This is a genomic window from Streptomyces sp. NPDC048565 (assembly GCF_040650935.1).
Taxonomy (GTDB): domain Bacteria; phylum Actinomycetota; class Actinomycetes; order Streptomycetales; family Streptomycetaceae; genus Streptomyces.
Map to the genome: position 1 here is coordinate 379,428 of NZ_JBEZIH010000001.1, position 24,337 is coordinate 403,764.

Genomic DNA, 24,337 nt, shown 5'->3' on the forward strand with positions numbered 1-24,337 from the left:
GTCCCTGTGTCAGTGAAACAGCCAACGCCAGGCCGTACGATTCCGCGGGCGCGACAGCCGTGGCCAGCGGCGGTTGCGCCACCGCACTCAGGGTTTGGGTCGCGCCCTCTGCTGTGCGCGCTCCTGAGACTCCTGCAACTCGAGGATCCGGAAGACATGAGCGCTCGCGCGCTTGCGTGCACTCCCGCTCGTGAACAGTGCCGCACCCGCGACGGCGGGGAGCACTGCGAGAAGTCCGAGCCCGAGGAGTTCCGGCCAGTCGCGCTGGGCGCTGCACAGCTTTCCCGCACCCTGGCTGTAGGACGTGCTCGCGCTGTCGTAGAACACGGGGGCTTCGCAGGCGACTTCATCATTGTAGTAAGGCACGCTGAACGGGATCAGCAACAGGTAGCCCAGCCAGAGGAACAGGGCTGCTGACACCGCCAACAGACCGGCCCCCCAGCTTTGCTGGCGTCCGGCCACGCGGTCGAATTCCTGGCGAACCGGCCATTGCATGAGAAGTCCCCCGTTGACTGCCCGGCCTGCCGGCAACCCTGACGGGATGCCCTGACCGCATGACAGTAACGCGTCACCTCCTTCGCAGATGCATGCCCTTACTTCATGTATTGCATGAGCTTGGAGATCGCCCGTGACCGTCTCCACCAGATCCGCGGCGCGGGCAACCTGTTCCGCGTCGAGACTGCTGAACTTCGGCGCACTGAAGTCCTTGTCACCCTGCACATTGGCCAGAAGGGCCCGCTTCAGGGAATCGTCGGCATCGGAGCAATCCTCGACGAGCCGATCGATCCGCTTCTGCCATGCGATCACGGCGGCCTTCTGCTTCTGGAGGGCCGCCGGATAGTCGGGGTCGTTACGCGCGCCGACGTCGTGCTCCAGGTCATACCGGGGCGTCACCTTCCCCGCGACGCTGATCAGGATCCCTGCCTGACCCGCCTCCTCGTCCCTGATCCTGACGAGCTCGTCCTTGGCGGTCTTGAACGAGGTGTGCGCGTCCGCGAGCAGCAGCTTGATGCCCTTGGCCTCGGCTGCCGCGTCCTCGAACTCCTTGGCTGTCTTGGATATGAAGGGCTTGGTGACGCCCGCGTTCACACCGCCCCAGTCAGCCTTGTCCGACTTCGCCTTCATGCCGGTGCGAGCGTCGTCGGCCAGCGTCTCCAGCTTGGTGACCATCTCCGCCCAGTCGTCGGCGGCTGCCTTGAGTTTGCCCACGGGAGCGTGCACGACATCGTCGAACTCCATTGTTGCGTTTCCCCCGATGGCTCGCCTGTGACTGGACTGGGCAGTCCTGCTGGACACTGCGCGACAGCCTATCGACGGAGCGTTTCGCAGGGCACGTACAAGCGAATACCCTGCAACTGTTCGTCAGGGCACGGCCAGTGCTCCGCCAGCCAAGTTGCCGACGGCTCCGCTGTGTCGTGCCCATCCGTATCCGAATCTCGAAAGGCTCTCGCGTTGTCTGTCCGTGGAACTCTCCGGCGTCACCGGTTCATCGGCGCGGGCGTCGCTTTGTCTGCCACCGTTGTCCTCGCCTCCGGTCTGTCGGCGTGCTCCGGCGACAGCGACGACACGGCCGAGAAGACGTACACCATGCCCACATCGCTGTGCGGGATCACTGTCGACCCCACGCTCGTGAAAGCCGCGCTACCCGGTGGGGATTCCGTCTCGTCGGCACCCTCGAAGCCGAACGGCGGGACGACTCGCTGCGACGTTTCCGTGGACGGCAAGGCGGCCCTGCGCCTCACCCAAACGTGGTGGGGCACGGGCGAAACCGGGGCGACGGTCGCGGAGGCATACGCCGGCACGGACGGCGGGACGGCGTCGGACGACTACCGGTTCGTCTATGCCGGGAAGGCCGGCGTGGGCAAGACCGCTTCATGTACGTCGTCGGCCCACCCGGAGATGGATCTTTTCGCGGTCATCCAGGTCCTCGACTCCGGCATCGACGACCAGGCGGCCATGAAGAGTCTGATCACCGACTACACGAAGGCGGTCGAGCGGTCGGCGGCCTGTGAGTGACCTTGCCGTTCCGTGAGGATCGAGTCACGGAACTTACCCACCTGGCGATGTCCGCTACTGGCCGGGGTCAGCGCGATACCGTGCCCGCCAAGAAGGCGGTCCAGGTGGCGGGGGCTATGGCAAATATGGGGCCGCCGGTGACCTTGGAGTCGCGGACGTGGACGGTGTGGGGGCAGGTGGCGACCTCGACGCAGGCGCCACCGTTGCTGCTGTAGCTGGACTTGAACCAGGAGAGCTCCGGCCCGACGGTCATAGTCGCCTCACCTTCGTTTCGATAGCCTCCGCGGACTTCCAGGGGTTGAGCGCCTGGGCCCGCAGGATGCCGAAGAGATCGAACATATCGCCGACCTGCTCCGGCCTTGACACCAACCTATCGCCGCCCTGGCTCTCCGCGAAGACCAGATTGCGCCCTTCCGCCGTGCACATCAGCTGCATCGGCCCGTTCAACCCCGCGTGCGTGTGCTGATCGGAAGGCATCACCTGCACCGTCAGGTGGTTCATCCGTCGCATGCAGTCCAGCAGATGCAGCAACTGCTCCTTCAGCACCTCCGCACCGCCCAGCGTCCGGTCCAGGACCGACTCCTCGATCACGTACCCGACATGCGGCGGAGGCGTACGCAGCAGCACCGCCTGTCGCTCCAGCCGCGCCTCGACATGCCGGACGATCTCGTCCTCCGTGTACGCGGGTTAACGTGCCCGGTAGAGCGCGTACACGTACGCCTCCGTCTGGAGCAGCCCCGGCATCAGCATCGTCTCGTACGCGCTGACGACCCGCGCCTGGCGTTCCAGCCGTGCCCAGTCCAGGAACTTCGCCGGGTACTTCTCCTCGTCGACCAGCTCGACGCACGCCTTCAACGCACCGCCGGCGCCGAAAACCCGGTCCGCGTCGGCCAGCAGTTCCAGCCCGGGGATGCGCTCCGCCCGCTCGACCGCCCCCATCAGCGACTCCGAGATCAACAGCTGCTCCGCGGCGTCCTTCTGCGTGAGCCCCGCCCGCACCCGATGGGCCGTGGCTTCGTCCGCGCCCGGACGTCGGCGTGCAGGCGAATCGGCCCCCAGCCGAAGCTGACGGCCGATCGCAGAGGACCGACGCTCGGCCGGTATGACCACGAGCACCCGCCCGCGGCCGCGGGGCCTACCCGACGACGCGCACCGCGCCCGAAGGGCAGAGCACGCCGGCTTCGCGCGCCGGTGTGCGTGCCTCGGCACCGGGTTCGGCGTCCAGCACCGTGACCAGGCCCTCGTCGTCCTGGTCGAACACCTCCGGTGCTGTCAACGCGCACAGACCGGCCCCCACGCAGACCTCCCGGTCGGCTGTCACACGCATGGCTGCTCCCTTCGCCGCGGTCACCAGGTGACCGGGAGTTCGTTCACGCCCTGGATCGTCGTCCCCGGACGCAGGTCCAGCTCGTCGACCGGCACCGCCAGCCGCAGGTTCGGCAGCCGTTCGAGCAGCGCCGTGAGAATGACCTCCAGTTCGAGGCGGGCCAGGTTCTGGCCGAGGCACTGGTGTACGCCGTATCCGAACGACAGGTGGTGGCGTGCCTCGCGCCGGACGTCGAAGACGTCCGGGTCGGCGAAGATCGAACTGTCTCGGTTGGCTATGGAGTTGGTGACGATGACGCCCTCACCGGCTCGGATGTGCTGCCCGTCGATCTCGATGTCGGCCGTCGCGAAACGGCTCCCGGCGATGTCGGCGATCGCCAGAAGGCGCAGCAGTTCCTCCACGGCGCCCGGCACCAGCGACGGGTCGGCGCGCAGTGCGGCGTACTGGTCGGGGTGTTCGAGCAGGGTGATGACGCTCAGCGATGTCATCGACGCTGTGGTCTCGTGGCCGGCGACCAGCAAGAGGATCGCAGTCGACACCAACTCCTCGCGGTCGATCGTGCCCTTCTCCAACTGCTCCGCGACGAGGGTGCTCAGCAGGCCCGGCCCCGGCTTGCCTCGCAGAGTGTCTGCCAGGCCGCCCAGGTAGCCCTCCAGGTCATCCCGGGCGGCGCGCGCCCCCGCGGCGTCCGGCGACTGGATCAGCCGCTGGGACGCGTCCTGGAAGAAGTCGTGGTCGGCATAGGGCACGCCCAGCAGTTGGCAGATCACCATGGACGGCACGGGCAGCGCGAACTGGCTGACGAGGTCGGCGGGCGGGCCGGAGGCGATCATCCGGTCCAGAAGACCGTGCACGATCTGCTCGACGTCGGCCCGCATCCCCTTGATGCGCCGGACGGTGAACTCGCTGATGGTCATGCGCCGCTTCGGCCCGTGCTCCGGCGGATCCAGGCCGATGAAGGCGGGGCGGCGGTCGCGGAAGCTCTCCACTCGCCCCGAGGTTGCCGGGAAGTCGACGTGCCTCCGGTCGGAGGAGAGCCGGGGGTCGGCCAGCAGCTTCCGTGCCGTGTCGTACCCGGTCACCAGCCATGCCTGACGACCGTCGTAGAGGGTCACCCGCTGCAGCGACCCTTCGCGTGCCCGGAGGTCGTTGTACTGATCGGGGAGGTGGTAGGGGCAGGTGCGGTCGCTGGGGAAGGCGGTCGCACCTGATGGGGGCGTCTCAATGATCTCGGTCATCAGTCCCTCGATGCTCTCGACGCTTAAAGAACGGTCAGTTCTCTAATGCGAGGTTAGGCTGGCCCACTCAGCGCTTGCAACGGGTGCTCGACAAATGGCTGGGAGTCATGCCTCCAACCAACGGGGACGCGCCGGACCGGATGGACGGCGACCATCGAAGAAACCCTCGCCGCCGAGGCGAGGAACTGAAGAACGCCATCCTGGCGGCAGCCCTCGACGAACTCGCCGAGGTCGGCTACGCGGGACTGACGATGGAGCGCGTGGCCGCGCGGGCCCGCACGGGCAAAGCCGCCCTGTACCGCCGTTGGCCCAGCCGTGCCGAACTCGTCGTCGACGCCTGCACCGTCCATCGCCTCTCCGACGTCGACATGCCCGACACCGGCGCTCTGCGCACCGACGTCATGGCCGCACTACGTCAGCTCTGCGTCAGACTGGCGACATCGCATGGCGACATCCTCCGCGGTCTGCTGACCGAAGCCATGCACGACCCCGAGCTCGCCCAACTGGTCCGCGAACGAGTGCACACCGCGGGCCCGGGGCCGATCCAGAGTGTTCTGCTGCGCGCCGCCGCACGTGGCGAGATCGAGCCGTGGATCCCCGCCTCACGGCGCGCCACCGTGGCGGTCGACCTGCTCCGCAACCACTTCCTCCTCCACGGTGCGCCCATCCCGGAGGGTGTCATCACCGAGATCGTCGACGACGTCTACCTCCCGCTGCTCCTCGCGCCGCCGGGTGCCCTGCAGAACACCGGCTCGGGCCAGGCAGCGAACGGCACTGCCGGAGACGCCTAGTGACCGCATGTTCACCGGTCGGGGCTTGCATGTACTTGAGGTGTGCCGGGACATCCGGTCCAATGGCGCGAACGCGTGCCCGGCAGGATGTCCCGCATGCTCGAAGAGAAGCTCGATGTGTTCGAGCAGATGGTGGCTGAGCACATGCCCAGGTCGTTCCCTCAGCCGGGAACTGTCTTGAGCAATGCGCGGGTCTCGGCAAGGCCGGGCAGTTTCGAGCCGCCGGGCTTCAGCACCCCGTGGCGCCGAGCCGGCCGATCACCCGGTTCCCATGAGGCGCCGAAGCTAGTCTTGGGTGTGGCGTAGCGATGTTCACGGGGAGGGAGCCATCCGCGGTGCAGCCTCTGCAAGGGCAAGACCCTGACCGGATCGCTGACTACCGGCTCATCGGGAGACTGGGTGAGGGCGGCATGGGCGTGGTCTACCTGGCCCGCTCCTCGCGTGGCCGGATGGTGGCGGTAAAGACCATCCGCGCCGAACTGGCGGCAACCCCCGACTTCCGGCTCCGCTTCGCAAAGGAGACCGCCCTCGGCCAACAGGTCGGCGGGCAGTGGACGGCCACCGTGCTGGCCGCGGACCCCGACGCGGAACTCCCCTGGGTCGCTACCTCGTACGTCGCCGGGCCGACCCTTCACCAGCTGGTGGCCGAGCAGCACGGGCGGCTGCCCGTGCACTCGGTACGCGGTCTGGCCTCCGGCCTGTGTCAGGCGCTCGGCGACATCCACACCGCAGGCCTCGTCCACCGCGACCTGAAGCCGTCGAACGTCATGGTCACCATCGACGGGCCCAAGGTGATCGACTTCGGTATAGCCCGCGCCCTGGATTCCTCCACCACAGCGGGCCTGACAGCCACAGGAGTGGTGGTCGGCTCACCCGGCTTCATGTCACCGGAGCAGATGCGGGGCGAGAAACTGACCGCCGCGAGCGACATCTTCTCCCTGGGCACGGTACTGGCCTTCGCCGCCTCCGGCCGACTGCCGTTCGAGGCGACCGAGGGCCGGCTGCACGTGCTGATGTACCGGTTGGTGCACGAACCGCCGGACCTCACCGGCGTACCCGAGCCTCTACTCCCACTCATCAGGGACTGTCTGGCCAAGAAACCCGCCGACAGACCGACCCTCGCCGAACTGCGAGACCGAGTGGAGACGCAATACCGCTCGCTGTCCCCGTGGCTGCCGCCGGGGGTGCTGGCCCGCCTTGGCCAGGACGCCATACAGCTCCTTACTCAGGAAGACCCCAGTACCCGGATAGCTCCGGGATCCGAGGCAGGTGCTGAGGCCGGGACCGCCCCGCTCACCGCTCCGACCGGCGAACCCGGCACGCGTACCGGCAGCGAGGATGGCCGGTCGGCCACGACCGCACGGCGTCTGGTCGACGAACGCCGCAATGCCCGAAGCCAACAGGACCCAGCCGGTGGCTACCGGACAGCCGTCTACTGGCTTCTCGCCCTTGTCTCCTTGATCTCCGCGCTGACGGTCACCCACCAGCTCATCGCCTACGCGGAAGACGGCCATTACGAAGCATTCCTGCCGGAGCAATTCAGGCTGTGGGGCTTCGGCTACGGGTGGAGCATCTCCACCGCGTACCTCCTGTACGACGCCAAACTCCTTTTTGGCGTAGCGCTGCTGGTGTGCTGGCTCAGCTGGTTCGCCCGCGTTCGCGCCATTGCTGAGAAGCTCACACCCGGACGGCTGCGGTACGGACCCTCGATGGCGGTGATCAGCTGGTTCGTACCCATCGCGAACTTGTTCCTTCCCAAGCAAATCGCCAACGACGTCTGGCACGCATCCAGCCCGCCCGGCCCTGGCCCTGCTCCTGCCCGTGTGCTGAATATCTGGTGGGCCCTGTGGCTGCCCGCCATTCTGACCTGGCTGCTGTTCTGGACCCCTTGGACGGAACTCCTCGCTTGGGGTTACAACTTTCCCGATCACCCGGCCCCTCCCGGCGAGCACACGTATGAGTTCCGGGCGGATACCTGGTTCAGCCTCATCGCGCACGTCCTCGTCGTGCCGGCCGCTGCTGCCGCAGCCCTCTACGTCCGCCGCCTGACCGTCCTGCAGGCCACCAAACTCAACAACTGACCGCTCGTGGGTCGCATTCGCCCCCCGACGATCACTCCACTGGTCCGGTGCTTTTTACGCTGATGGGTGAGGGCCTCGCGGCGGTGCTGGGCGCTCATCGGTGAACGCGGCAGAGTGCCTCGGAGCACGGCCTGCTCTCCAACACTCCTCTTCGAATTCTCCCTCGCCAGGCTTCGAAGAGCTGTTCTTTCCCGGCTGCGGAGCCTGACGGGCGGGCTTCAGGCGGTCGGGCCCGGAGGGCCTCCGTACGGCGCGTTGGATCCGGGGCCGCCCGGCGGAGGGCCATACTGCGGGTACGGAGGCTGGGATTGCGGCTGGTTCGGGTGCGGGGGCTGGTACGGCTGCGGTGCAGCCGTGGCTGCGCTCCGGCGGCGGGAGCGCAGGGCCAGGACTGCCGCGGCGACTCCGACGAGGGCCACTGCGCCGATGCCCAGGCCGATCCAGAGGGTGGTGTTGTCGCTGTCGTCGGTGGACGCGGCGGCGGCCGCCGGCTTGTCGTTCTTTTCGGAGCCGCCCGTGGCCTTGGACGGCTCGGCGGAGGGCTCAGGTGACTCGGCCTCCGCGAGGTCCGGGAGCGGGTACTCGTCGGCGGGGCCCGGGTCGCCGGGGGTTTTCAGCGCGATGCGAGGGCGGACCCCGCCGTACCCGATGTAATCGGTGCGCTCGTCACCGCTGATCGGGCCACCTGCCGTGTTGAGCAGAACTCGCAGGACCTGGTTGTTGGTCCAGTCCGGGTGCTTGGACCAGATCAGTGCGGCGGAGGCGGAAACGAGGGCCGTGGCGTCACTGGTTCCATGCGAGGTGCAGAGGCCCGTCTCGCTCTTGCAGGCGTGGATCATCTCCTCGCCCGGTGCGGCGAGGTCTACCTGGGGGCCGAACTGGGATTCCTCTGTCCTCTGCAGGTCCTTGCCGATGGCAGCCACGCCAACGGCCCCGGGAGTCGCTCCCGGGTACTTGACGCTATTGGTGCTCTTGGCATCGTTGCCCACTGCCGCGAAGACCAATGAGCCCTTGTCGAGCGCGTACTTGACCGAGTCTGTCAGTTGTTGCGATCCCTCGCTCGTACCCGCCGAGATGTTGATGACCTTGGCGCCCTTGTCAGCGGAATAGCGGATGGCTGCAGGAACCTTCGCGTTGAACTGCTTGATGTCCGCAGCGAGATTGGCTGCCTTGTCGGGAACCCGGACAGGAAGAATCTTCACTCCGGGCGCCAGGCCGAACGCGCCGTCTCCGCCCCGGCTGTCACCTGTCCCTGCGATCAGGCCAGCCATGCCCGTGCCGTGACCGTCATAGTCGGAGTGCTCATCGCCGGACTCACCCGGAGCGAAGTCCTTTCCTTTGAGGACCTGCCCTTGCAGATCAGGGACTGACGTATCGACCCCCGTGTCGATCACCGCAACGGTGACGCCGCTCCCTGTGCTGCTCCGCCACATCTCCTCGGCCTTCATCCCTGTCAGGTGCCACTGATCCGAACGGACCGAATCCGCCTGAGCAGTCCCCGCCGTGACGGCCACCAGCAGTGTTCCAAGCGCCGCCGAAACAATGGGCCTTGTCCGGCCCCTGTGCACACCACTGGCAAGCATTCGCGTCCCTATCCGGAGTCGTTCCATCAGTCGATGACGGGCGGCCCTGCGCGACGTCCACCCTGCTTCCACGTCTCTTCATCTTCGATCAAGTAGTCCGGACGCTCACCGTCCTCATCACGGCGGGGGTCTCCGGGCCGACGGCTTGACGGTGCCCTCAATCCACCTGCTACCTGTCCGGCAGCACGTCCGTTTTCGTTGCCCCGGACGAGGCCGGTGCCACCAGGTGTGAAGGGACGTTCACCTGAACGCCCCGCCTGCCGGGGCCGGCCGCCGACGACTCCGCTGTTTCCACCAGCCGGTGGCCGCCCGCCCATGGCCCCACTCCGAGCGGCACCGCCGGCACCCATCCCGCCATGCCCCATGGGGCTCCGTCCCTGCGTCCCCTCACCGCCGACCACCGTTCCGCCAGGAAGCCCTCGGCCGGTGGGCTGGGCTACCGGACGGCCACCGGAGATGCCCGCGTCACGAGGCACGCGGCTTGCCGAGCCCGAACCGGGCACGCCCTGGCCGGGCAGCGACGGCGGGCGGACACCCAGCCCTGCGTTCTTCGCGCTGCTAAAAGTGCCTGGAACCGACCGTGAGGTGCCCAACGCGGGCGGCACGGGGAGTCCAGAAGGCAGGCCACTGTCCGGCCTACCCGTGACCGGCGGTCCCGGCTGTTGGACCGAGGGCATGGACGATGACTGCGGCAGAGTTGCTGTGCTGTTGACTTCCATGCTGACGGGGGTTCCCAGGTCGGGGGGCACGCGGACCGCCGATGAGTCAGGAGTGCCTTGGCTTCCTGGGCCCGTTGCCTGCGAGGACACTGAGTGCGTGGTCACCCCACGAATCGCGCCCTCGCTCTCTATGGTTTCCCTGCCGCCAGTTGATCCGCCGTAGGTCTCGGAGCCACCGTAGCCAACTGCTCGCTCCGGCACGATCTCCCCCGGAGGCGGCGGAAACGCAGGCTTCTCCAGAGCGTCCAGCTGCGAGGCTGACAACGCGTACGACTGCGCCAGCTTCCGCATCTGCGCCGCGGCCTCCTGGCGGTTCGCCTCCTTCTCGGCGAGCAGCGTCTCCGCCGCCTTCTGCGCCACCGAGGATGCGTCCGGGTCGTTCCGCGCCGCCCGCGCCGCGTCCAGGTTCGCCTGGGCCCCCGAGTGCGTACGGGGGATGGCCACCTGCGCCGAGGCGAGCGAGTCCGAAGCCTGGGCCAGCCACTTCGACGCGCCCTCGCTGTAGTCCCCCAGCCGCAGCGTCGCGTTCGCCAGGTCCGCGCTCCAGGTGCGGAACGCGTCCGCGCCCTCGCCCTTCCACTCGACCGTCTGCGGGCGGACCTTGATCTCTTCCGCGATCTTGCGGATCTCCTCCGCCGCGCTCACCAACCGGTCCGACGCACCTTGGATCGCCCCGCTGTTGGCCGCGTCCAGCCACGCGAGCATCTCCTCGTGCGACATGCTGTCGAACGGAGTGCCCTGGCCTGCTTCCTTGTGGTCCATCCCCGTACCCCCGTCTCCCCGTGCCGCACCAGTGAATGTCGTCCTCAGAGCCCGCTGATACCCGCGGTGTCGCCCGTTTCCGGTTCCGTCGGCTTTGTGGCGGATGACTGTCCCCCGCCCTCCTTCGGCGGCCCCTGCGACCCGTCGTACGACCCGTCGTACTTCCCCCCGTACTGCTCCTCCGCCCCCGCGCTGATCGCGAGCATGCGGCGGCGTAGGTCGTCGTCGATGTTCGCGTAGCCGTTGTGCGAGGCGAGCACCGCGATGCTCATGCCCTCGATGCAGTCCGAGAGCAGCTTGGAGAGCGACTCCAGCTCCGTGATCACCGTCTGGTACGACGTGAACAGCGAGGCCGCCTCGGCCCACCGGTTCTCGCCGCCGCCGAACTGACCGCGCGACATGGGGTCTTCGCCCAGCTTCCCGGGTCCCGCCGGGGACTCCTTCAGGTCGCGCAGAAGCTCGTCTATGCGGTTACGGAACTTCGTGAACGACGTGAGCTCCGTCGCCAGGGACGCCGCCGCGATGCCCGCCCCCGCGAACCCCGGCATCGCCATCGCGGCCAGCCCCGCTCCAACCTCACTCGGCGCCACAGCACCCTCCCCCGGATACAGCCGACCGACCACAACGTCAGGGGCACTGTATCCAGCACCGGTGACAGACCGCGCCCCTGGTTGCACGCACGGTGCCCAACTACGGCCGAAGTGTTACGCCTTGGGCGTGGCCGCCACCGCTGCCTGCGGGCGGATCGGGAGGCGGTTGACCGGGCGGCCCGTCGCGGCGCGGACCGCCGATGCCACCGCCGCCGGGGAGGTGACCACCGGGGCCGCCGAGGCCGGCTTGGCGCCGAAGGGGGCCACCACGTCGCGCTCCTCGACCAGTTTGACGATCCGGATGTCCGGCGCGTCCAGAGCGGTCGGAAGTGCGTAGCCGGTGAGGTCCGGGTGGCGGATCAGGCCTCGGGCCGTACGGAGGTTCTCCGTGAGGGCCGCGCCGATGCCCTGGGTGACGCCCGCCTCGATGCGGGTCGCCAGCTGGGACGGGTTGAGGATCCGGCCGACGTCCTGCGCGACCGCCATCTCGACGACCCGGACCGAGCCGAGTTCGATGTCGACGTCGACCACCGCACGGACCGCGCAGAAGGCCAGGCCCACGAACGCGTCGCCCTGGCCCGCCTCGTCCAGGGGCTCCGTGGGGTGGGGGCGGCACTGGGCGGTGGCCCAGAGTTCCTTGCCGTCCATCGCCTCCATGACCGTCGTGGACAGCACACCGTCGTACGAGGTGATCTTGCCGTCGGCGATCTGGAGGAGCTCCGTGGACATGCCGAACTTGTGGGCCAGCGGCTGGAGCAGCTGGGTGCGGACCATCTTCGCGGCGCGTTCGATCGCGCCGCCCGAGACCCAGGTGTGGCGGCCGTGCGTCGCCGGGCCCGCGGGGGGCTGGTCGGTGTCCACCGCCGCCACATGGACCTCTTCGACGCCCAGGGTCTCCTGGACGATCTGGCGGGCGAGCGTCGTGAAGCCCTGGCCGGTCTCGACGGCCGCGCAGATCACGGTGGCGATTCCGTCGTGGACCCGGACCGTGGCCGTGGAGACCTCGTCCGTGCCCTCCGCGCCGAGCATGTGGACCATACCGAGTGCGTAGCCGACGCCCCTGCGTACGGCCCCGGGTTCGCCGGCGCCCTCCGGGCCTCCGGGTAGCAGCCAGTCGTCCTCCGGAGCGTCCTTGGGGAGCGCGGGAAGCGGGAAGTCGCGGAGCTCGGTGAGGAGTTCGGCGACGGGCGCGGGGCAGGTCACGGTCTGGCTGGTGGGGAGTATGTCGCCCGTGGAGAGGGCGTTGCGCAGCCGGAGTTCGACCGCGTCGATGCCGAGCTTCGCCGCCAGCTTGTCCATCTGGCCCTCGTACGCGGCACAGACCTGCATCGCGCCCTCGCCGCGCACATGCCCGGAGGGCGGGTTGTTCGTACGGACCGCCCAGCCCTCGATGAAGGCGTGCGGGACGACGTAGGGACCGCAGGCGAAGGCCACGGCTGCGGCCAGGGATTCGGACGAGGAGTCGGCGTACGCGCCCGCGTCGAGGAGGATCTGCGCCTCGACCTTGACGAGCCTGCCCTCCGCGTCCGCGTGGTGCCGGTAGCGCAGCAGGGTGGGGTGACGGTGGGCATGCCCGAGGAAGGACTCCTCGCGGGTGGCGGCGAGTTTGACCGGGCAGCCGGTGCGCAGGGCGAGCAGGCCCAGCGGGATCTGGAAGCCGGGGTCCTCGCGGTCGCCGGTTGCTCCGGGGACACCGGTCACGACGACCTTGACGCGCTCGGCGTCAAGGCCGAAGCAGGCGGCGGCCAGATCGCGGTCGGTGTGCGGGTCGGTGGACGCCGTGTACAGCTCGACGCCCCCGTCGGGGCGGGGCACGGCGAGGCCGGCCTCCGCGCCGATCGGGGCGGGGTCCTGGCGGCCGATACGGTACAGGCCCTCGACGATGACCTCGCCCACGGTGTCCGGGTCGCCGTAGCGCAGCGGGATGTGGCGGATGAGGTTGCCGTCGGGGTGCAGGGGTTCCGCGGCGAAGGCCTTCTCGGGGTCGGTGACCGGTTCGAGTACTTCGTACTCGACGGCGATCGCGGCGGCGGCCAGCCGCGCGGTGTCGGGGTGGTCAGCCGCGACGGCCGCGATCGGCTCGCCGTGGTGGCGTACGAGCTCGGAGGCGAACACGGGACGGTCGACGACCCGGCGGCCGTACGAGCCGTCCCCGGGGATGTCCTCGTGCGTGACGACCGCGCGTACCCCGGGCATGCCGACCGCTGCCGTCGTGTCGATCGACAGGATGCGCGCGTGCGGGTGCGGGGAACGCAGCACCGCGGCCCAGAGGAGCCCCTCGGCCCACAGGTCGGCCGCGTACGGGAAGGTGCCCTCCGTCTTGGCACGGGCATCGGCGGGCGGCAGCGAGGTGCCCAGGCCGAGCGCGGGCAGCTCCTGGTCCGGGTCGGGGCCCTCGGCCGGCGGTGTCGTGCGCGTGGTGCTGGTCGCGGTGGCTGCGTCGCTGGTCACGCCGCCTCCTTGTCGTTCGCTCCGCTGTGGCGGCTGGTGGTGGGGAGGGCCGGTGGTGCGGGGGACGGCGCGGTGCTCACCGGACGTCTCCCTCGGGCCCGGGTGCCTGGACGCTGCCGGTGCCGGGGGCGGCCTGGTGCGGGATGCGCGGCTCGGCGGCTTCCTCCGGGGCGGCGGCCGCCGCGTCCGCGGTCGCCTCCCGGGACTCGACGACGTCGCGTACGGCGTCGAGCACACCCCGGTAGCCGGAACACCGGCAGAGGTTGCCGCACAGGGCCTGTCGGGTCTCCAGCTCGCTGGGGGCGTGGTTGCCCTCCAGCAGGTCGTGGACGGTCATGGCCATCCCCGGGATGCAGAAGCCGCACTGGACGGCCCCGCACTCGGCCAGGGCACGCTGGACGTCGGAGGGTTCGCCGTCCACCGCGAGCCCCTCGACCGTACGGACCTCGCTGCCGGCCGTCGTGGCGGCGGGAACCAGGCAGGAGGCCACGAGACGGCCGTCGACCTGGACGTTGCAGGCGCCGCACTCGCCCTGCGAGCAGCCGTCCTTGGCACCGGCGAGGCCGAGGCGCTCCCGGAGCACGTAGAGCAGGGACTCGCCGATCCATGCGTCGCTGACGGGGCGGTCCACGCCGTTCACATGGAGGGCGTACGAGGTCGAGGCGTGCTCGCTGGGGCTCGGGCCTGGAGCGGTGGCGATGGCGGACTGGGGATCGGGGTGGCCCCCGGGCTCGTCCGCCGGCCCCAGGTCTTGTCCGGGGCCGTGTTCGGGGGCCAGGTCCGGGCCGTGTCCGGGGGCCAGATCCGGGCCGTGTCCGGGGGCCAGGTCCGGGCCGTGTTCAGGGCCGTTCTCCGGGGCCGGGTCTCCCTCGTTCGCGGTCTCGGTCCCGGTAGCGGTCTCGGTCCCGGTGCCGGAAGCCTCGGATGCGTCCGGGGTCCCGGCCACCGGCTCCGCGGCCTCGGCTGCGGGTGCCGGGACCTCGGCTGCCGGGGCCTCCAGGGGCTCGTCCGGCTCGTCGGCGGCGTGCACGGGCTCCGTGGGCCCGGACGGCACCTCGGCCGGGGCGGCGGCCTCGGGTTCGCGTTCGGGTTCGGCCGCGCGCTCCTGCGTCGCCCAGGGCGCGGGCGCGCCGCCAGGCAGCGTCGCCGGGGGCGCGTCCGCGTACCACTGGGAGGCCATCGTCGACGACGCGAACTCGCCGGACTCCTCCGGGAGGTCGCCGTTGGCCACCGGGATCGTCCACTCGCCGGTGTGACCCGCGGGCTCGGGCGCCGGTTCGGGCTCGGGCTCGGCGGGGACGGCCCCGGTGAAACGCGCGTCGGTGACATGCGCGTCGGTGAAGTTCCACTGGGCCGTCGTGGACGAGGTCTGCGCGTACTGCGAGGTGTCCGGGTACGGCTGCTGGTACGGGTCCTGCTGCTGGTTCGGATCGGGCCAGTGCACGGCCTCCGGCGCGGAGTCCGGGCCCGCCGACGGGCCGGCCGTCTGTCCCTGCTGCTCGGGCGTCCGCACGACCCAGCTGCCCGTCGCCGCGGGGTCGAGACCGGCTGCCGGGGTCAGCGGCAGGATCATCGGCGGCACATAGCCCTGGCCGGGGGCGGCCAGCGGGTCGTTGCCCAGGTCGGCGAGGTCCTCCGGGGGCAGGTGGACGAAGGCGGTCGCCTCCGCGTCGTACTCACCGCCCTGCGGGGTCGGCTGCCAGCCGGCGTACGGGTCGGGCTGCCCGTGCTGCTGCTCGGGGTTCTCCTCATTGCTCACGACAGTGCCCTCCCCAGTGCGCGTCGGGCGAGCGCGGCGACGGTGCGCCGCAGGTGCAGGACGGCGGGCGACAGCGGAGGTGCCTCTCCCCCGTCGTCCGGTGGAGCCTGGTCAGGGATACAGGCCGCCGCGACGTACTCGCCGAAGGCCGCCAGCGCGTCGGGGGCCAGGCCCCGCTCGCCGTCCCAGTCGATCAGGGAGGCGATCCAGCGCTCGGCCTCCAGCGGCCGCAGGGGCATCGGGGCGATCGCGCCGACCGCGCAGCGCACCCCGCGCCTCGCCGGGTCCAGGACGATCGCGACGGACGCTGTGGCGCGGCCGGGTCCTGTGCGCCCGGTGGCCTTGAGGAAGACCTGGGGGGCGTGCAGCAGCGGTACGCGGACGAAACCGATCAGCTCGGCGGGTTCGAGCATCTCGCGGCCCGCCAGCAGGTGCGAGACGGGGATCTCACGGCGGGAGCCTCCGGAGCCGGCGATGACCAGCTCGGCCTCCAGGGCGGCCAGCACCGGCAGCGCGTCGCCGGTCGGGGCCGCGGTGGCGATGTTCCCACCGAGCGTCCCGGCGTTACGGATCTGGGGCGGGCCCGCGGCGCGCGCGGACGCGGCCAGCGCGGGGATGAGCGCGGCGAAGTCGGGACGCCCCATGCGCGCATGGGTCAGTCCGGCGCCGAGCAGTGCGTGGCCGTCCTGGTAGTGCCAGCCGCGCAGCTCGCTGATCCGGCCGAGGCCGACGAGCCCCGAGGGCCGCAGGAGGCCCTTGTTGACGGCCGCCATGAGGTCCGTGCCGCCGGCAACGGGGACGGCTGCGGGCATGGCGCCGAGTGCCGCCACGGCCTCGTCGAGCGAGGCCGGGAGCGTCACCGACTGCATCGCCTGCGGTGCGTGCGTGGTCAACCCAGCTGCCCCTTCCCGGTGTCCCGGCAGTCCCGCCTGTCCGCCGTACGGTACGTGCTCACGGCCGGGACGTGGCAACTCTGGCACATCTTCCGGGCTGCCCGACGCGAGGGTCCGCGAAGGGTGTTTCCGTCCCCGACCAGGGGAATAGTCTGCTTTGACAGACCTTCTGCCGGGCGCACGAATTGACACTCTTCAGCGGGTTCGTACGACTTATTCGGGCCCCCTGGCCGGCGCGGGGCAGCGGGTCACACGGTCGGCGGCGGTCCCTCGATCGGGCGACCCAGGATGCCGGGCCGGCGTTGCCAGGGCAGCGGACCCGCCGGCGGCCGAAAGGCGACGCCCAGGGCGTCGAGCCGGGCGTAGTGAGTGTTCATCCGGCGTTCGAAATCGGCGAAGTCCCGCTCGTCCGGGGCCGGGAGCCGCGACCAGGCGACCTCCGCGAGTGCGGCGAGCCTCGGAAACACCTGGTAGTCGACGCGGTCCCGGTTCTGCATGACCTCGCTCCAGGCGTTGCCCTGGGTGCCCATGATGTGTCCGGCGGCCTCGTCGGAGAGCCCGGGGGGAACGGGTTCGAAGCGGTAGACGTCCTCCAGGGTGCGGACGAAGCCGATGGGCATCGGTTCGTCGGCGCCGCCGTCCTGACGGTGGTCCAGGTACACCTGCTGCTCGGGGCACATCACGACGTCGTGCCCGTCCTCGGCGGCGGCGATCCCGCCCGCGTATCCCCGCCACGACGTCACGGCCGCGCCCTCGGCGAGACCGCCCTCCAGGATCTCGTCCCAGCCGATGGAGCGGCGGCCCCTGGCGGTGAGCCAGCGGTCGAAGTGGCGGATGAACCAGGACTGGAGCTCGTCCTCGTCGGCAAGACCGGCCTCGGCCATGCGGGCCTGTGCCGTCGGTGACGCCTTCCACTGGTCCTTGGGGCATTCGTCACCGCCGATATGGATGAAGGGCGAGACATCGGCGGGGAACAGGTCGAGCAGTTCTTCGAATACGCCCTCGAAGAAGCGCAGGGTGTTGTCAGTGGGGGCGAGTACGTTCGGATTGACCCCCCAGGTGTCCCACACGGAAAGCGCGGAGGTGTCGATGACGTCGGTGTTGCCCAGTTCCGGATACGCGCTGATGGCTGCCTGCGAGTGGCCGGGGATGTCGATCTCCGGGACCACCCGGATATGCCGCTCGGCGGCGTAGGCGACGATTTCGCGGATGTCGTCCTGCGTGTAGAAGCCGCCGTGCGGAGTCTCGTCCCAGAGTTCGGAGGCGCGGTGGCCGTATTTGGTGCGTGCGCGCCAGGCGCCGGTCTCCGTGAGCCGGGGATGGCGCTTGATCTCGATGCGCCAGCCCTGGTCGTCGGTGAGGTGGAAGTGGAAGACATTCAGTTTGTGGGCGGCCAGCAGGTCGAGCATGCGCAGCACGCCGTCCTTGGGCATGAAGTGCCGGGCCACGTCGAGCATCAGGCCCCGCCAGCCGAAGCGCGGGCCGTCCTCGATCTCCGTGCGGGGCACGGCCCGCCGCGCACCGGGGCGCACGGGGGCTCGGCGGAACGCGTCGGGGCCGAGGAGCTGACGGAGCGTCTGCGCCCCCCAGAACACCCCTGCGGCGCTCCCTCCGGTGAGGCGGACACCGGAGCCCGGCGCTACGGACAGCCGGTAGCCCTCGCGCTCCAGAGTCGCGTCGATGCGCAGGTCAATGGTGTTCGCGGGCTCGTCCGCCGGGGTGCCCTGGGCGAGCGGCAGACCGAAGGCCGCTCCGAGAGTGGTGCGCAGCCAGCGCTCCGTGCTCCCGGTGCCTGGGCCCGCCGTGAGGGTCGTGGCCCCGTCGAGGAGGAAGGCGCCGCTGCCGTCCCCGCCGTTGTCGTCGGCCCCGCCGCCGCTGCTGCGTACGGGTGCCGGGATCAGGTTGTCCATGAGTCAGTCCTTCACCGCGCCGCCGAGTCCGGAGACCAGGCGCCGCTGTACGAGGACGAAGAAGACCAGCACGGGAATGGTCATCACCGTGGAGGCCGCCATGATCCCTCCCCAGTCGTTCTCGTCGGGTTTGAAGAAGACCAGCAACGCCATGGGGAGCGTCGACTGGGAGACGTCGCTGATGATGAACGATTTCGCGAACAGGAAGTCGTTCCAGGTCGAGATGAACGAGAAGACACTCGTCGCCACGAGGCCGGGAAAGACGAGCGGGAAGAGGATCTGCCACAGGAACCGGGCGCGGCTCGCCCCGTCGATGTAGGCGGCCTCCTCCAGAGCGTCCGGGACGGCCTTGACGAAACCGCGCAGCATCCAGATCGCGAACGGCAGCGAGAAGGCGAGATGGGGCAGGATCAGTGATCCGAGCGTGTTCAGCTGGCCGAAGTCCCGCATCAGGAAGAACAGCGGAATGGTCAGCGCCTCGACCGGCACCATCTGCGCCACGAGGAACATGATGAGCAGGGTGGTGCGGAATCTGAAGCGGAAGCGGGTCACCGCCGTCGCTGCGAGGAAGGCGATCAGCGCGGACACGACGACGACGGTGCCGGCCACGATCAGGCTGTTGAGGAAGTAGCGCCCGAAGTCCTGCTGTTCGAACACCCGGCGGAACGAGTCGAGGGACGGGGACAGGGTCCAGGGGCGTGCCTCGGTGGACTGGATCTCGCCGGCCGGCTTGAAGGCGGAGAGCACCATCCAGTAGAGGGGGAAGGCGACCACGACGGCGATGAGGAGGGCCGCGGCCTCCGCCGCCAGCCGCCCCGGCCGGCGGACACGCAGCAGCGCACGCGCGCTCACAGTTCCTCCCCCTGGCGCCGCACCAGGCGCAGATAGACCAGCGTGACGGCCAGCAGGATCACCAGCATCACGACGCCGATCGCCGATCCGAGTCCGTACTGCGAGGACGCGAACGCCTTCTGGTACGCGTACACGTTGAGCACGAGGTTCTGGCCGGCGATGCCGCCGCCGTTGGTCATGACGTAGATCTGGGTGAAGACCTTGAAGTCCCAGATGACGGACTGGATGGTGACGACGATCAGGATCGGCTTCAGCATCGGCGCCATGACCGACCGCCAGATCCGCCACTGCGAGGCGCCGTCCAGCGAAGCCGCCTCGAGCACCTCGGTGGGGATGGCGCGGATACCCGCGTACACGGTCACCATCACGAACGGGAACGAGCACCAGAGCACTTCGAGGAGCACCAGCGCGAAGGCGCTGTAGCGCCCGTACGTCCAGGAGAAGTCGCCGATCCCCAGCACGTTGTTGACCGGTCCGAAGTCCGGGTCGAAGAGGAACACCCAGACGGTCGAGCCGGTGATCGCCGGTGTGGCCCAGGCCCCCAGCGCGGCCATCATGAGCGCGAGCCGGGGCAGGGCGCGCACACGCGTCAGCAGGACGGCCAGGGCGCAGCCGACGAACAGGGTGGCCAGCACACAGGCCGCGGCGAACACCACGGTCGCCAGGAGCACCTGCCAGAACTGGCTGTCCCTGAAGAGCGTGGCGTAGTTGCCGAAGCCCTGGAAGGTGGTGGGTTCGCCGCCGCTGACCTGGGCCTGGGTGTACTCCAGGAAGGAGATCAGGCCCAGCTGGTAGATCGGGTAGACGAGGAGCCCGCCGAGCAGGACGAGCGCCGGCAGCAGATAGAGCCAGGGGGTCCAGCCGGCGCGCCGCGCGGGTGACGCCGGGCGGCGCCGGGGCGGGCGGGCCTGCGCCCCGCTCGCCCCGGGCCGTACGGGGATCTTGGGCGGTGCGGTGTTCGCTGCCATCGTCAGCCCGCTTCGGCGAACGCCGCGTCCATCTTCTTCGCCGCGTCGTCCGAGGCGGTGGCCACGTCCTTACGGCCGCTGACGATCTCCTGGAACATGTTCGGCAGGACCAGCGAGGCGTCGATCTGCGCCCAGGCCGGGGATGCGGGGACGAACTTGGCGCCCGCGCCGAGCGTGTCGACGAAGGGGCCGACGAAGGGCTCCTTCTCCGCCGCGGTGTCCAGCACGTCCGTGTACGTCGGCAGGAAGCCCATCGCGTCGAACATCTTCGCCTGCGTCTTCTTGCCGGTCAGCGACTTCATCAGGTCGACCGCGAGGGTGCGGTGCGAACTGCTCTTGAGTACGCCGACGTTGTTGCCGCCCGCGAACGCCGGGGCGATCGAACCCTTCTTCGCACCGGGCAGCGGCACGACGGCGTACTTGCCCTGCACACTGCCCTCCTCGACCGATGCGTGGTTGAAGTCGCCGCCGATCGCCATGGCCGCCTTGCCCGACGCGAAGGCGGTGACGGTGTCGTTGCCTCCCATGGAGGCGCACTTGGCCGCAGGGCAGTTGTCGTCGCCGAAGAGCGAGGTGTAGGCCTCGATGCCCTTTCGGGCCTTCGCGCTGTTGATGGCCGACCCGTAGGTCACCCCGGTCTCGTCGGCCAGCTCGCCGCCCTGCGCCCAGATGAAGGGCATCGCGCCGTAGGTGTACGCGCCGCCGACCGCGAGGCCGTACAGATCCGGCTTCTGCTGGCGGATCTTCTTGGCCGTGGAGATCAGCTCGTCCTGGGACTGCGGGGGCTTGATACCGAGCTCGTCGAAGACGTCCGTGCGGTAGTAGAGCGCCCGTACGCCGACGAAGAGCGGCGCCCCGTAGACCTGTCCGCCCACCGTCACGGACTGCTTGGCGGTCGGGTCGGTGTCCTTGGCCTCGTCCCAGGCGGCGAACTCCTTGCTGACGTCGGCCAGTCCGCCGTCCTTCACGTAGCCGGCGGTGTCGGTGTTGCCGAACTCCATGAGGTCGGGGGCGCTCTTCGGGTCGTTGAAGGCGGCCTTGACGCGCTGGGCCCGGGTGTCGACGGGTATGTACTCGACCTTGACGTCGGCCCCCTTGTGGGACTTCTCGAAGTCGGCGACAGCCGCGTTGACGACCTTCTCCTTGGGCTTGTTGCCGACCTCCTGGAAGAGCCAGACGCGGAGCGTCCCGGTCTTCTCGTCGCCCTCGGCGCCGGTGTCGGAGGTCTGCGGCGCGCAGGCGGTGGCGGTGAGGCCGGCCAGCACAAGTGCCGTGACAGGAACGGCGATTCGGGCAGAAAGCTTCATCCGGGACCCCTACCGGTCAATCGTTGCATTCCATGCAACGTGCGTTTCGTTCTGCACAACTCGCAGGAGACTAAGGGGGCCTCAGCGCGCCGACAAGTGGTCTCAACCACTCTGTGACCCGCGGTGCAGCCCGTGCAACGCGGACCCCACGATCCGGCCAGTCGGACCGGCCCGCGAACGGGCATACGAACGGCCCCCGGGGCGCGCGTCGCCACGCACCCCGGGGGCCGGGATCAAGGTCCGAAAAGAAATATAAGAGGCGGAGCGGACTACTTCTTGCTGTTGTCCTTGCCGCCCTTGCCCTTGTCCTTGTCGCCACCGGCGCCCATGGACTCGTAGATCTCCTTGCACATGGGACAGACCGGATACTTCTTGGGGTCGCGCCCCGGGACCCAGACCTTCCCGCACAGTGCCACCACGGGAGTGCCCTCGAGGGCACTCGCCATGATCTTGTCCTTCTGGACGTAATGGGCGTAGCGCTCGTGGTCACCGTCGCCGTTCGACACCTGCGGCGTCGGCTCTACGAGGGTCCCCGTACCTGCCCCGCGCTCGGGCTCAAGAGTGCTCATAACTGCCAAGCGTACTGAAAGCTCCGCGCATCAGTTCAGCGAAGGGTCGTCCGGATACGTCGCGATCATCGCCAGTTCGCTGCGCTGCCGCCGCAGAACCGACCGCCAGAGCTTCTCCGGGCGCGGCGACGAGACGTCGCCCGGCTCCGACTCGACCACGTACCAGGCTCCGTCCGTCAGCTCCGTCTCCAGCTGACCGGGCCCCCAGCCCGCGTATCCGGCGAAGATCCGCAGCGAGCCGAGCGCCGCTGCCAGCAGCTCGGGAGGCGCGTCCAGGTCCACCAGACAGATCGCCCCGTGCACCCGGCGCCAGCCGACGGGCTCACCCCTGTCCGAGCGGAGCCGGGAGCCCGGGGACGACTCCTCCCCGTCCGAGCGGGGCCGGGAGCCCGCGAAGGACTCCTCGCCCCCGGGGATCACCGCGACGCCCAGCGCCGAGTCGAGCGAGACAGGGCCGCCCTGGAACACCACGTCCGGCTCGCCGGTCAGACCGGCCCAGGACGCGAGGATGTCCCCGACGCCGACCGGGGTCGGGCGGTTCAGGACCACGCCGAGTGAGCCCTCCTCGTCATGGTCGAGGAGCAGCACCACCGCGCGGTCGAAATTCGGATCCGCCAGGGCGGGAGCGGCCACGAGCAGCCGTCCTGTGAGCGAGGACACCTCCGTCATGGCACAGATGATCCCGCATCCCGGCCCTCCGCGGGGGCCAAGTCGCCCGCACGGATCCGGGCGGCGCCCTTCCGCAGCTCAGGGCGCACGAACGCGGCACGGGTGCACGGGGAGCGCACGCCCGCGGGTCCGGCGGAACGGCCCTGCGGGTGGTGACCCTCCGCAAGCCCTGGGGAGCGGAACGTGTTGTGGCGAATTCATGACGTTCGAGTAGCCCCCGACGCCTTACGGAAGGGGGGCCGGGGGCCATTACCCTTTTGATGGCCCCCCGCCCGACCACTCCGGAACGCGAGTTACATGACCGGCACAGACGATGTCCTGCTTGTCCACGGCGGCACCCCGCTGGAGGGCGAGATCCGCGTCCGAGGCGCCAAGAACCTGGTGCCGAAGGCAATGGTCGCCGCGCTGCTCGGCAGCGGGCCCAGCCGGCTCCGCAACGTGCCCGACATCCGCGACGTGCGGGTGGTCCGTGGGCTGCTGCAGCTGCACGGCGTGACGGTGCGCCCCGGCGACGAGCCGGGCGAACTCATCCTCGATCCCTCGCACGTCGAGAGCGCGAACGTCGCCGACATCGACGCGCACGCGGGCTCGTCGCGCATCCCGATCCTCTTCTGCGGCCCCCTGCTGCACCGTCTGGGGCACGCCTTCATCCCGGGCCTCGGCGGCTGCGACATCGGCGGCCGGCCGATCGACTTCCACTTCGAGGTGCTCCGCCAGTTCGGCGCGACCATCGAGAAGCGGGCGGACGGCCAGTACCTGGAGGCACCGCAGCGGCTGCGGGGCACGAAGATCAGGCTGCCGTACCCGTCGGTGGGCTCCACCGAGCAGGTGCTGCTGACCGCCGTCCTCGCCGAGGGCGTCACCGAACTGTCCAACGCGGCCGTCGAGCCGGAGATCGAGGACCTCATCTGCGTACTGCAGAAGATGGGCGCGATCATCTCCATGGACACCGACCGGACCATCCGGATCACGGGTGTCGACCAGCTGGACGGTTACACGCACCGGGCGATCCCGGACCGCCTGGAGGCCGCCTCCTGGGCCTCCGCCGCGCTGGCGACCGAGGGCAACATCTACGTGCGCGGCGCCCAGCAGCGCTCGATGATGACCTTCCTCAACACCTTCCGCCGTGTCGGGGGCGCCTTCGAGATCGACGACGAGGGCATCCGCTTCTGGCACCCGGGCGGCGCGCTGGACGCCATCGCCCTGGAGACGGACGTGCACCCCGGCTTCCAGACCGACTGGCAGCAGCCGCTCGTGGTGGCCCTGACGCAGGCCACTGGGCTCTCCATCGTCCACGAGACGGTCTACGAGTCCCGGCTCGGCTTCACCTCGGCGCTCAACCAGATGGGCGCGCACATCCAGCTCTACCGGGAGTGCCTCGGCGGCTCGGACTGCCGCTTCGGGCAGCGGAACTTCCTGCACTCGGCGGTCGTGTCCGGGCCCACGAAGCTCCAGGGCGCGGATCTGGTCATCCCTGACCTGCGCGGCGGGTTCTCTTACCTGATCGCCGCCCTGGCGGCCCAGGGAACATCCCGGGTGCACGGCATCGACCTGATCAACCGCGGCTACGAGAACTTCATGGACAAGCTCGAGAAGCTCGGCGCGAAGGTCGAGCTCCCCGGCGGCTCACTCGTCTGACACGGGACGCGCCCCCCGCACCACAGTCCGCCGCCCCGGCCCCCCGCGAGGGACCGGGGCGGCGGACTTCTCCGTGGTCCCGGCGCCCGTTATCCACCCAGGGGCCGCAGAACGCCCGTACAGAGCCGAACGGGGCACGCGGCCTCCCCGGGGGGCCGACCGGCGGTGCCAGGCGCCGCAGACCGCCTCACAGCGCCCGCACGGGCGGTGTGCG

At 69.8% G+C, this 24,337-nt stretch carries 20 protein-coding genes and 1 pseudogene; 4 read left to right on the forward strand and 17 right to left on the reverse strand.

Annotation, left to right across the window (positions count from 1 at the left end; genetic code table 11):
* Positions 1-87: 87 nt before the first annotated feature.
* Positions 88-1,239 (reverse strand): hypothetical protein, encoded by a 1,152-nt coding sequence (locus AB0C75_RS01715; RefSeq protein ID WP_362885988.1) that lies wholly within the window; start codon positions 1,237-1,239, stop codon positions 88-90.
* A 267-nt stretch (positions 1,240-1,506) separates the two neighbouring features.
* Here AB0C75_RS01715 and AB0C75_RS01720 point away from each other — a divergent pair, with 267 nt between their 5' ends.
* A complete protein-coding gene (locus AB0C75_RS01720) occupies positions 1,507-2,016 on the forward strand; it encodes a hypothetical protein (RefSeq protein WP_362885990.1) in 510 nt (169 codons plus the stop codon).
* Between the two features lie 67 nt (positions 2,017-2,083).
* Here AB0C75_RS01720 and AB0C75_RS01725 read toward each other — a convergent pair whose 3' ends face one another.
* The 4 genes and pseudogenes from AB0C75_RS01725 to AB0C75_RS01740 all read right to left on the reverse strand — a co-directional run bounded on the left by AB0C75_RS01725 (position 2,084) and on the right by AB0C75_RS01740 (position 4,581).
* A complete protein-coding gene (locus tag AB0C75_RS01725; protein WP_362885992.1) occupies positions 2,084-2,269 on the reverse strand; it encodes a DUF397 domain-containing protein in 186 nt (61 codons plus the stop codon).
* Positions 2,266-3,225, reverse strand: a pseudogene (locus AB0C75_RS01730) (Scr1 family TA system antitoxin-like transcriptional regulator). Before AB0C75_RS01730 ends, AB0C75_RS01725 begins: the two are co-directional and overlap by 4 nt.
* Positions 3,152-3,343 carry a ferredoxin gene (locus AB0C75_RS01735; RefSeq protein WP_362885993.1) on the reverse strand — a complete coding sequence of 64 codons (192 nt, stop codon included), beginning with the start codon at positions 3,341-3,343 and terminating at the stop codon, positions 3,152-3,154. Before AB0C75_RS01735 ends, AB0C75_RS01730 begins: the two are co-directional and overlap by 74 nt.
* Before the next feature lie 20 nt (positions 3,344-3,363).
* Complete coding sequence (locus AB0C75_RS01740) at positions 3,364-4,581, reverse strand: cytochrome P450 (RefSeq protein WP_362885994.1); 1,218 nt, start codon at positions 4,579-4,581, stop codon at positions 3,364-3,366.
* 107 nt (positions 4,582-4,688) lie between these two features.
* Here AB0C75_RS01740 and AB0C75_RS01745 point away from each other — a divergent pair, with 107 nt between their 5' ends.
* The gene (locus AB0C75_RS01745) at positions 4,689-5,372 is read left to right on the forward strand and encodes a TetR/AcrR family transcriptional regulator (RefSeq protein ID WP_362885996.1); all 684 of its coding nucleotides are present in this window, start codon (positions 4,689-4,691) and stop codon (positions 5,370-5,372) included.
* A gap of 335 nt (positions 5,373-5,707) precedes the next feature.
* Positions 5,708-7,453 (forward strand): protein kinase, encoded by a 1,746-nt coding sequence (locus AB0C75_RS01750; protein WP_362885998.1) that lies wholly within the window; start codon positions 5,708-5,710, stop codon positions 7,451-7,453.
* A gap of 218 nt (positions 7,454-7,671) precedes the next feature.
* Here AB0C75_RS01750 and mycP read toward each other — a convergent pair whose 3' ends face one another.
* From mycP to AB0C75_RS01810, 12 genes are all read right to left on the reverse strand, one after another.
* Positions 7,672-8,967: a type VII secretion-associated serine protease mycosin gene (mycP, locus tag AB0C75_RS01755; protein ID WP_362885999.1), complete on the reverse strand. Its 1,296-nt coding sequence runs from the start codon at positions 8,965-8,967 to the stop codon at positions 7,672-7,674.
* A 95-nt stretch (positions 8,968-9,062) separates the two neighbouring features.
* Positions 9,063-10,517, reverse strand: a complete 1,455-nt coding sequence (locus tag AB0C75_RS01760; RefSeq protein WP_362886001.1) for a hypothetical protein — start codon at positions 10,515-10,517, stop codon at positions 9,063-9,065.
* A 44-nt stretch (positions 10,518-10,561) separates the two neighbouring features.
* Complete coding sequence (locus tag AB0C75_RS01765) at positions 10,562-11,107, reverse strand: hypothetical protein (protein ID WP_362886003.1); 546 nt, start codon at positions 11,105-11,107, stop codon at positions 10,562-10,564.
* 114 nt (positions 11,108-11,221) lie between these two features.
* A complete protein-coding gene (locus AB0C75_RS01770; protein WP_362886005.1) occupies positions 11,222-13,558 on the reverse strand; it encodes a xanthine dehydrogenase family protein molybdopterin-binding subunit in 2,337 nt (778 codons plus the stop codon).
* A gap of 76 nt (positions 13,559-13,634) precedes the next feature.
* The gene (locus tag AB0C75_RS01775) at positions 13,635-15,317 is read right to left on the reverse strand and encodes a 2Fe-2S iron-sulfur cluster-binding protein (RefSeq protein ID WP_362886007.1); all 1,683 of its coding nucleotides are present in this window, start codon (positions 15,315-15,317) and stop codon (positions 13,635-13,637) included.
* Positions 15,314-16,210: an FAD binding domain-containing protein gene (locus AB0C75_RS01780; RefSeq protein ID WP_362886009.1), complete on the reverse strand. Its 897-nt coding sequence runs from the start codon at positions 16,208-16,210 to the stop codon at positions 15,314-15,316. The genes AB0C75_RS01775 and AB0C75_RS01780 overlap by 4 nt, the downstream gene beginning before the upstream one ends.
* Positions 16,211-16,458: 248 nt before the next feature.
* On the reverse strand, positions 16,459-18,120 hold the full coding sequence (locus tag AB0C75_RS01785) for a beta-N-acetylhexosaminidase (protein WP_362886011.1): 1,662 nt from the start codon (positions 18,118-18,120) through the stop codon (positions 16,459-16,461).
* A 3-nt stretch (positions 18,121-18,123) separates the two neighbouring features.
* A complete protein-coding gene (locus AB0C75_RS01790; protein ID WP_362886013.1) occupies positions 18,124-18,972 on the reverse strand; it encodes a carbohydrate ABC transporter permease in 849 nt (282 codons plus the stop codon).
* The gene (locus AB0C75_RS01795; protein ID WP_362886015.1) at positions 18,969-19,940 is read right to left on the reverse strand and encodes a sugar ABC transporter permease; all 972 of its coding nucleotides are present in this window, start codon (positions 19,938-19,940) and stop codon (positions 18,969-18,971) included. Before AB0C75_RS01795 ends, AB0C75_RS01790 begins: the two co-directional genes overlap by 4 nt.
* A gap of 2 nt (positions 19,941-19,942) precedes the next feature.
* On the reverse strand, positions 19,943-21,247 hold the full coding sequence (locus AB0C75_RS01800; RefSeq protein ID WP_362886017.1) for an extracellular solute-binding protein: 1,305 nt from the start codon (positions 21,245-21,247) through the stop codon (positions 19,943-19,945).
* A 269-nt stretch (positions 21,248-21,516) separates the two neighbouring features.
* A complete protein-coding gene (locus AB0C75_RS01805) occupies positions 21,517-21,816 on the reverse strand; it encodes a DUF3039 domain-containing protein (RefSeq protein ID WP_362886019.1) in 300 nt (99 codons plus the stop codon).
* A 30-nt stretch (positions 21,817-21,846) separates the two neighbouring features.
* Positions 21,847-22,485, reverse strand: coding sequence for a YqgE/AlgH family protein (locus AB0C75_RS01810; RefSeq protein WP_362886021.1), 639 nt, complete (start codon positions 22,483-22,485; stop codon positions 21,847-21,849).
* Positions 22,486-22,782: 297 nt separating this feature from the next.
* Here AB0C75_RS01810 and murA point away from each other — a divergent pair, with 297 nt between their 5' ends.
* Positions 22,783-24,123, forward strand: coding sequence for a UDP-N-acetylglucosamine 1-carboxyvinyltransferase (gene murA / locus AB0C75_RS01815; RefSeq protein ID WP_362886023.1), 1,341 nt, complete (start codon positions 22,783-22,785; stop codon positions 24,121-24,123).
* Positions 24,124-24,337: the final 214 nt, after the last annotated feature.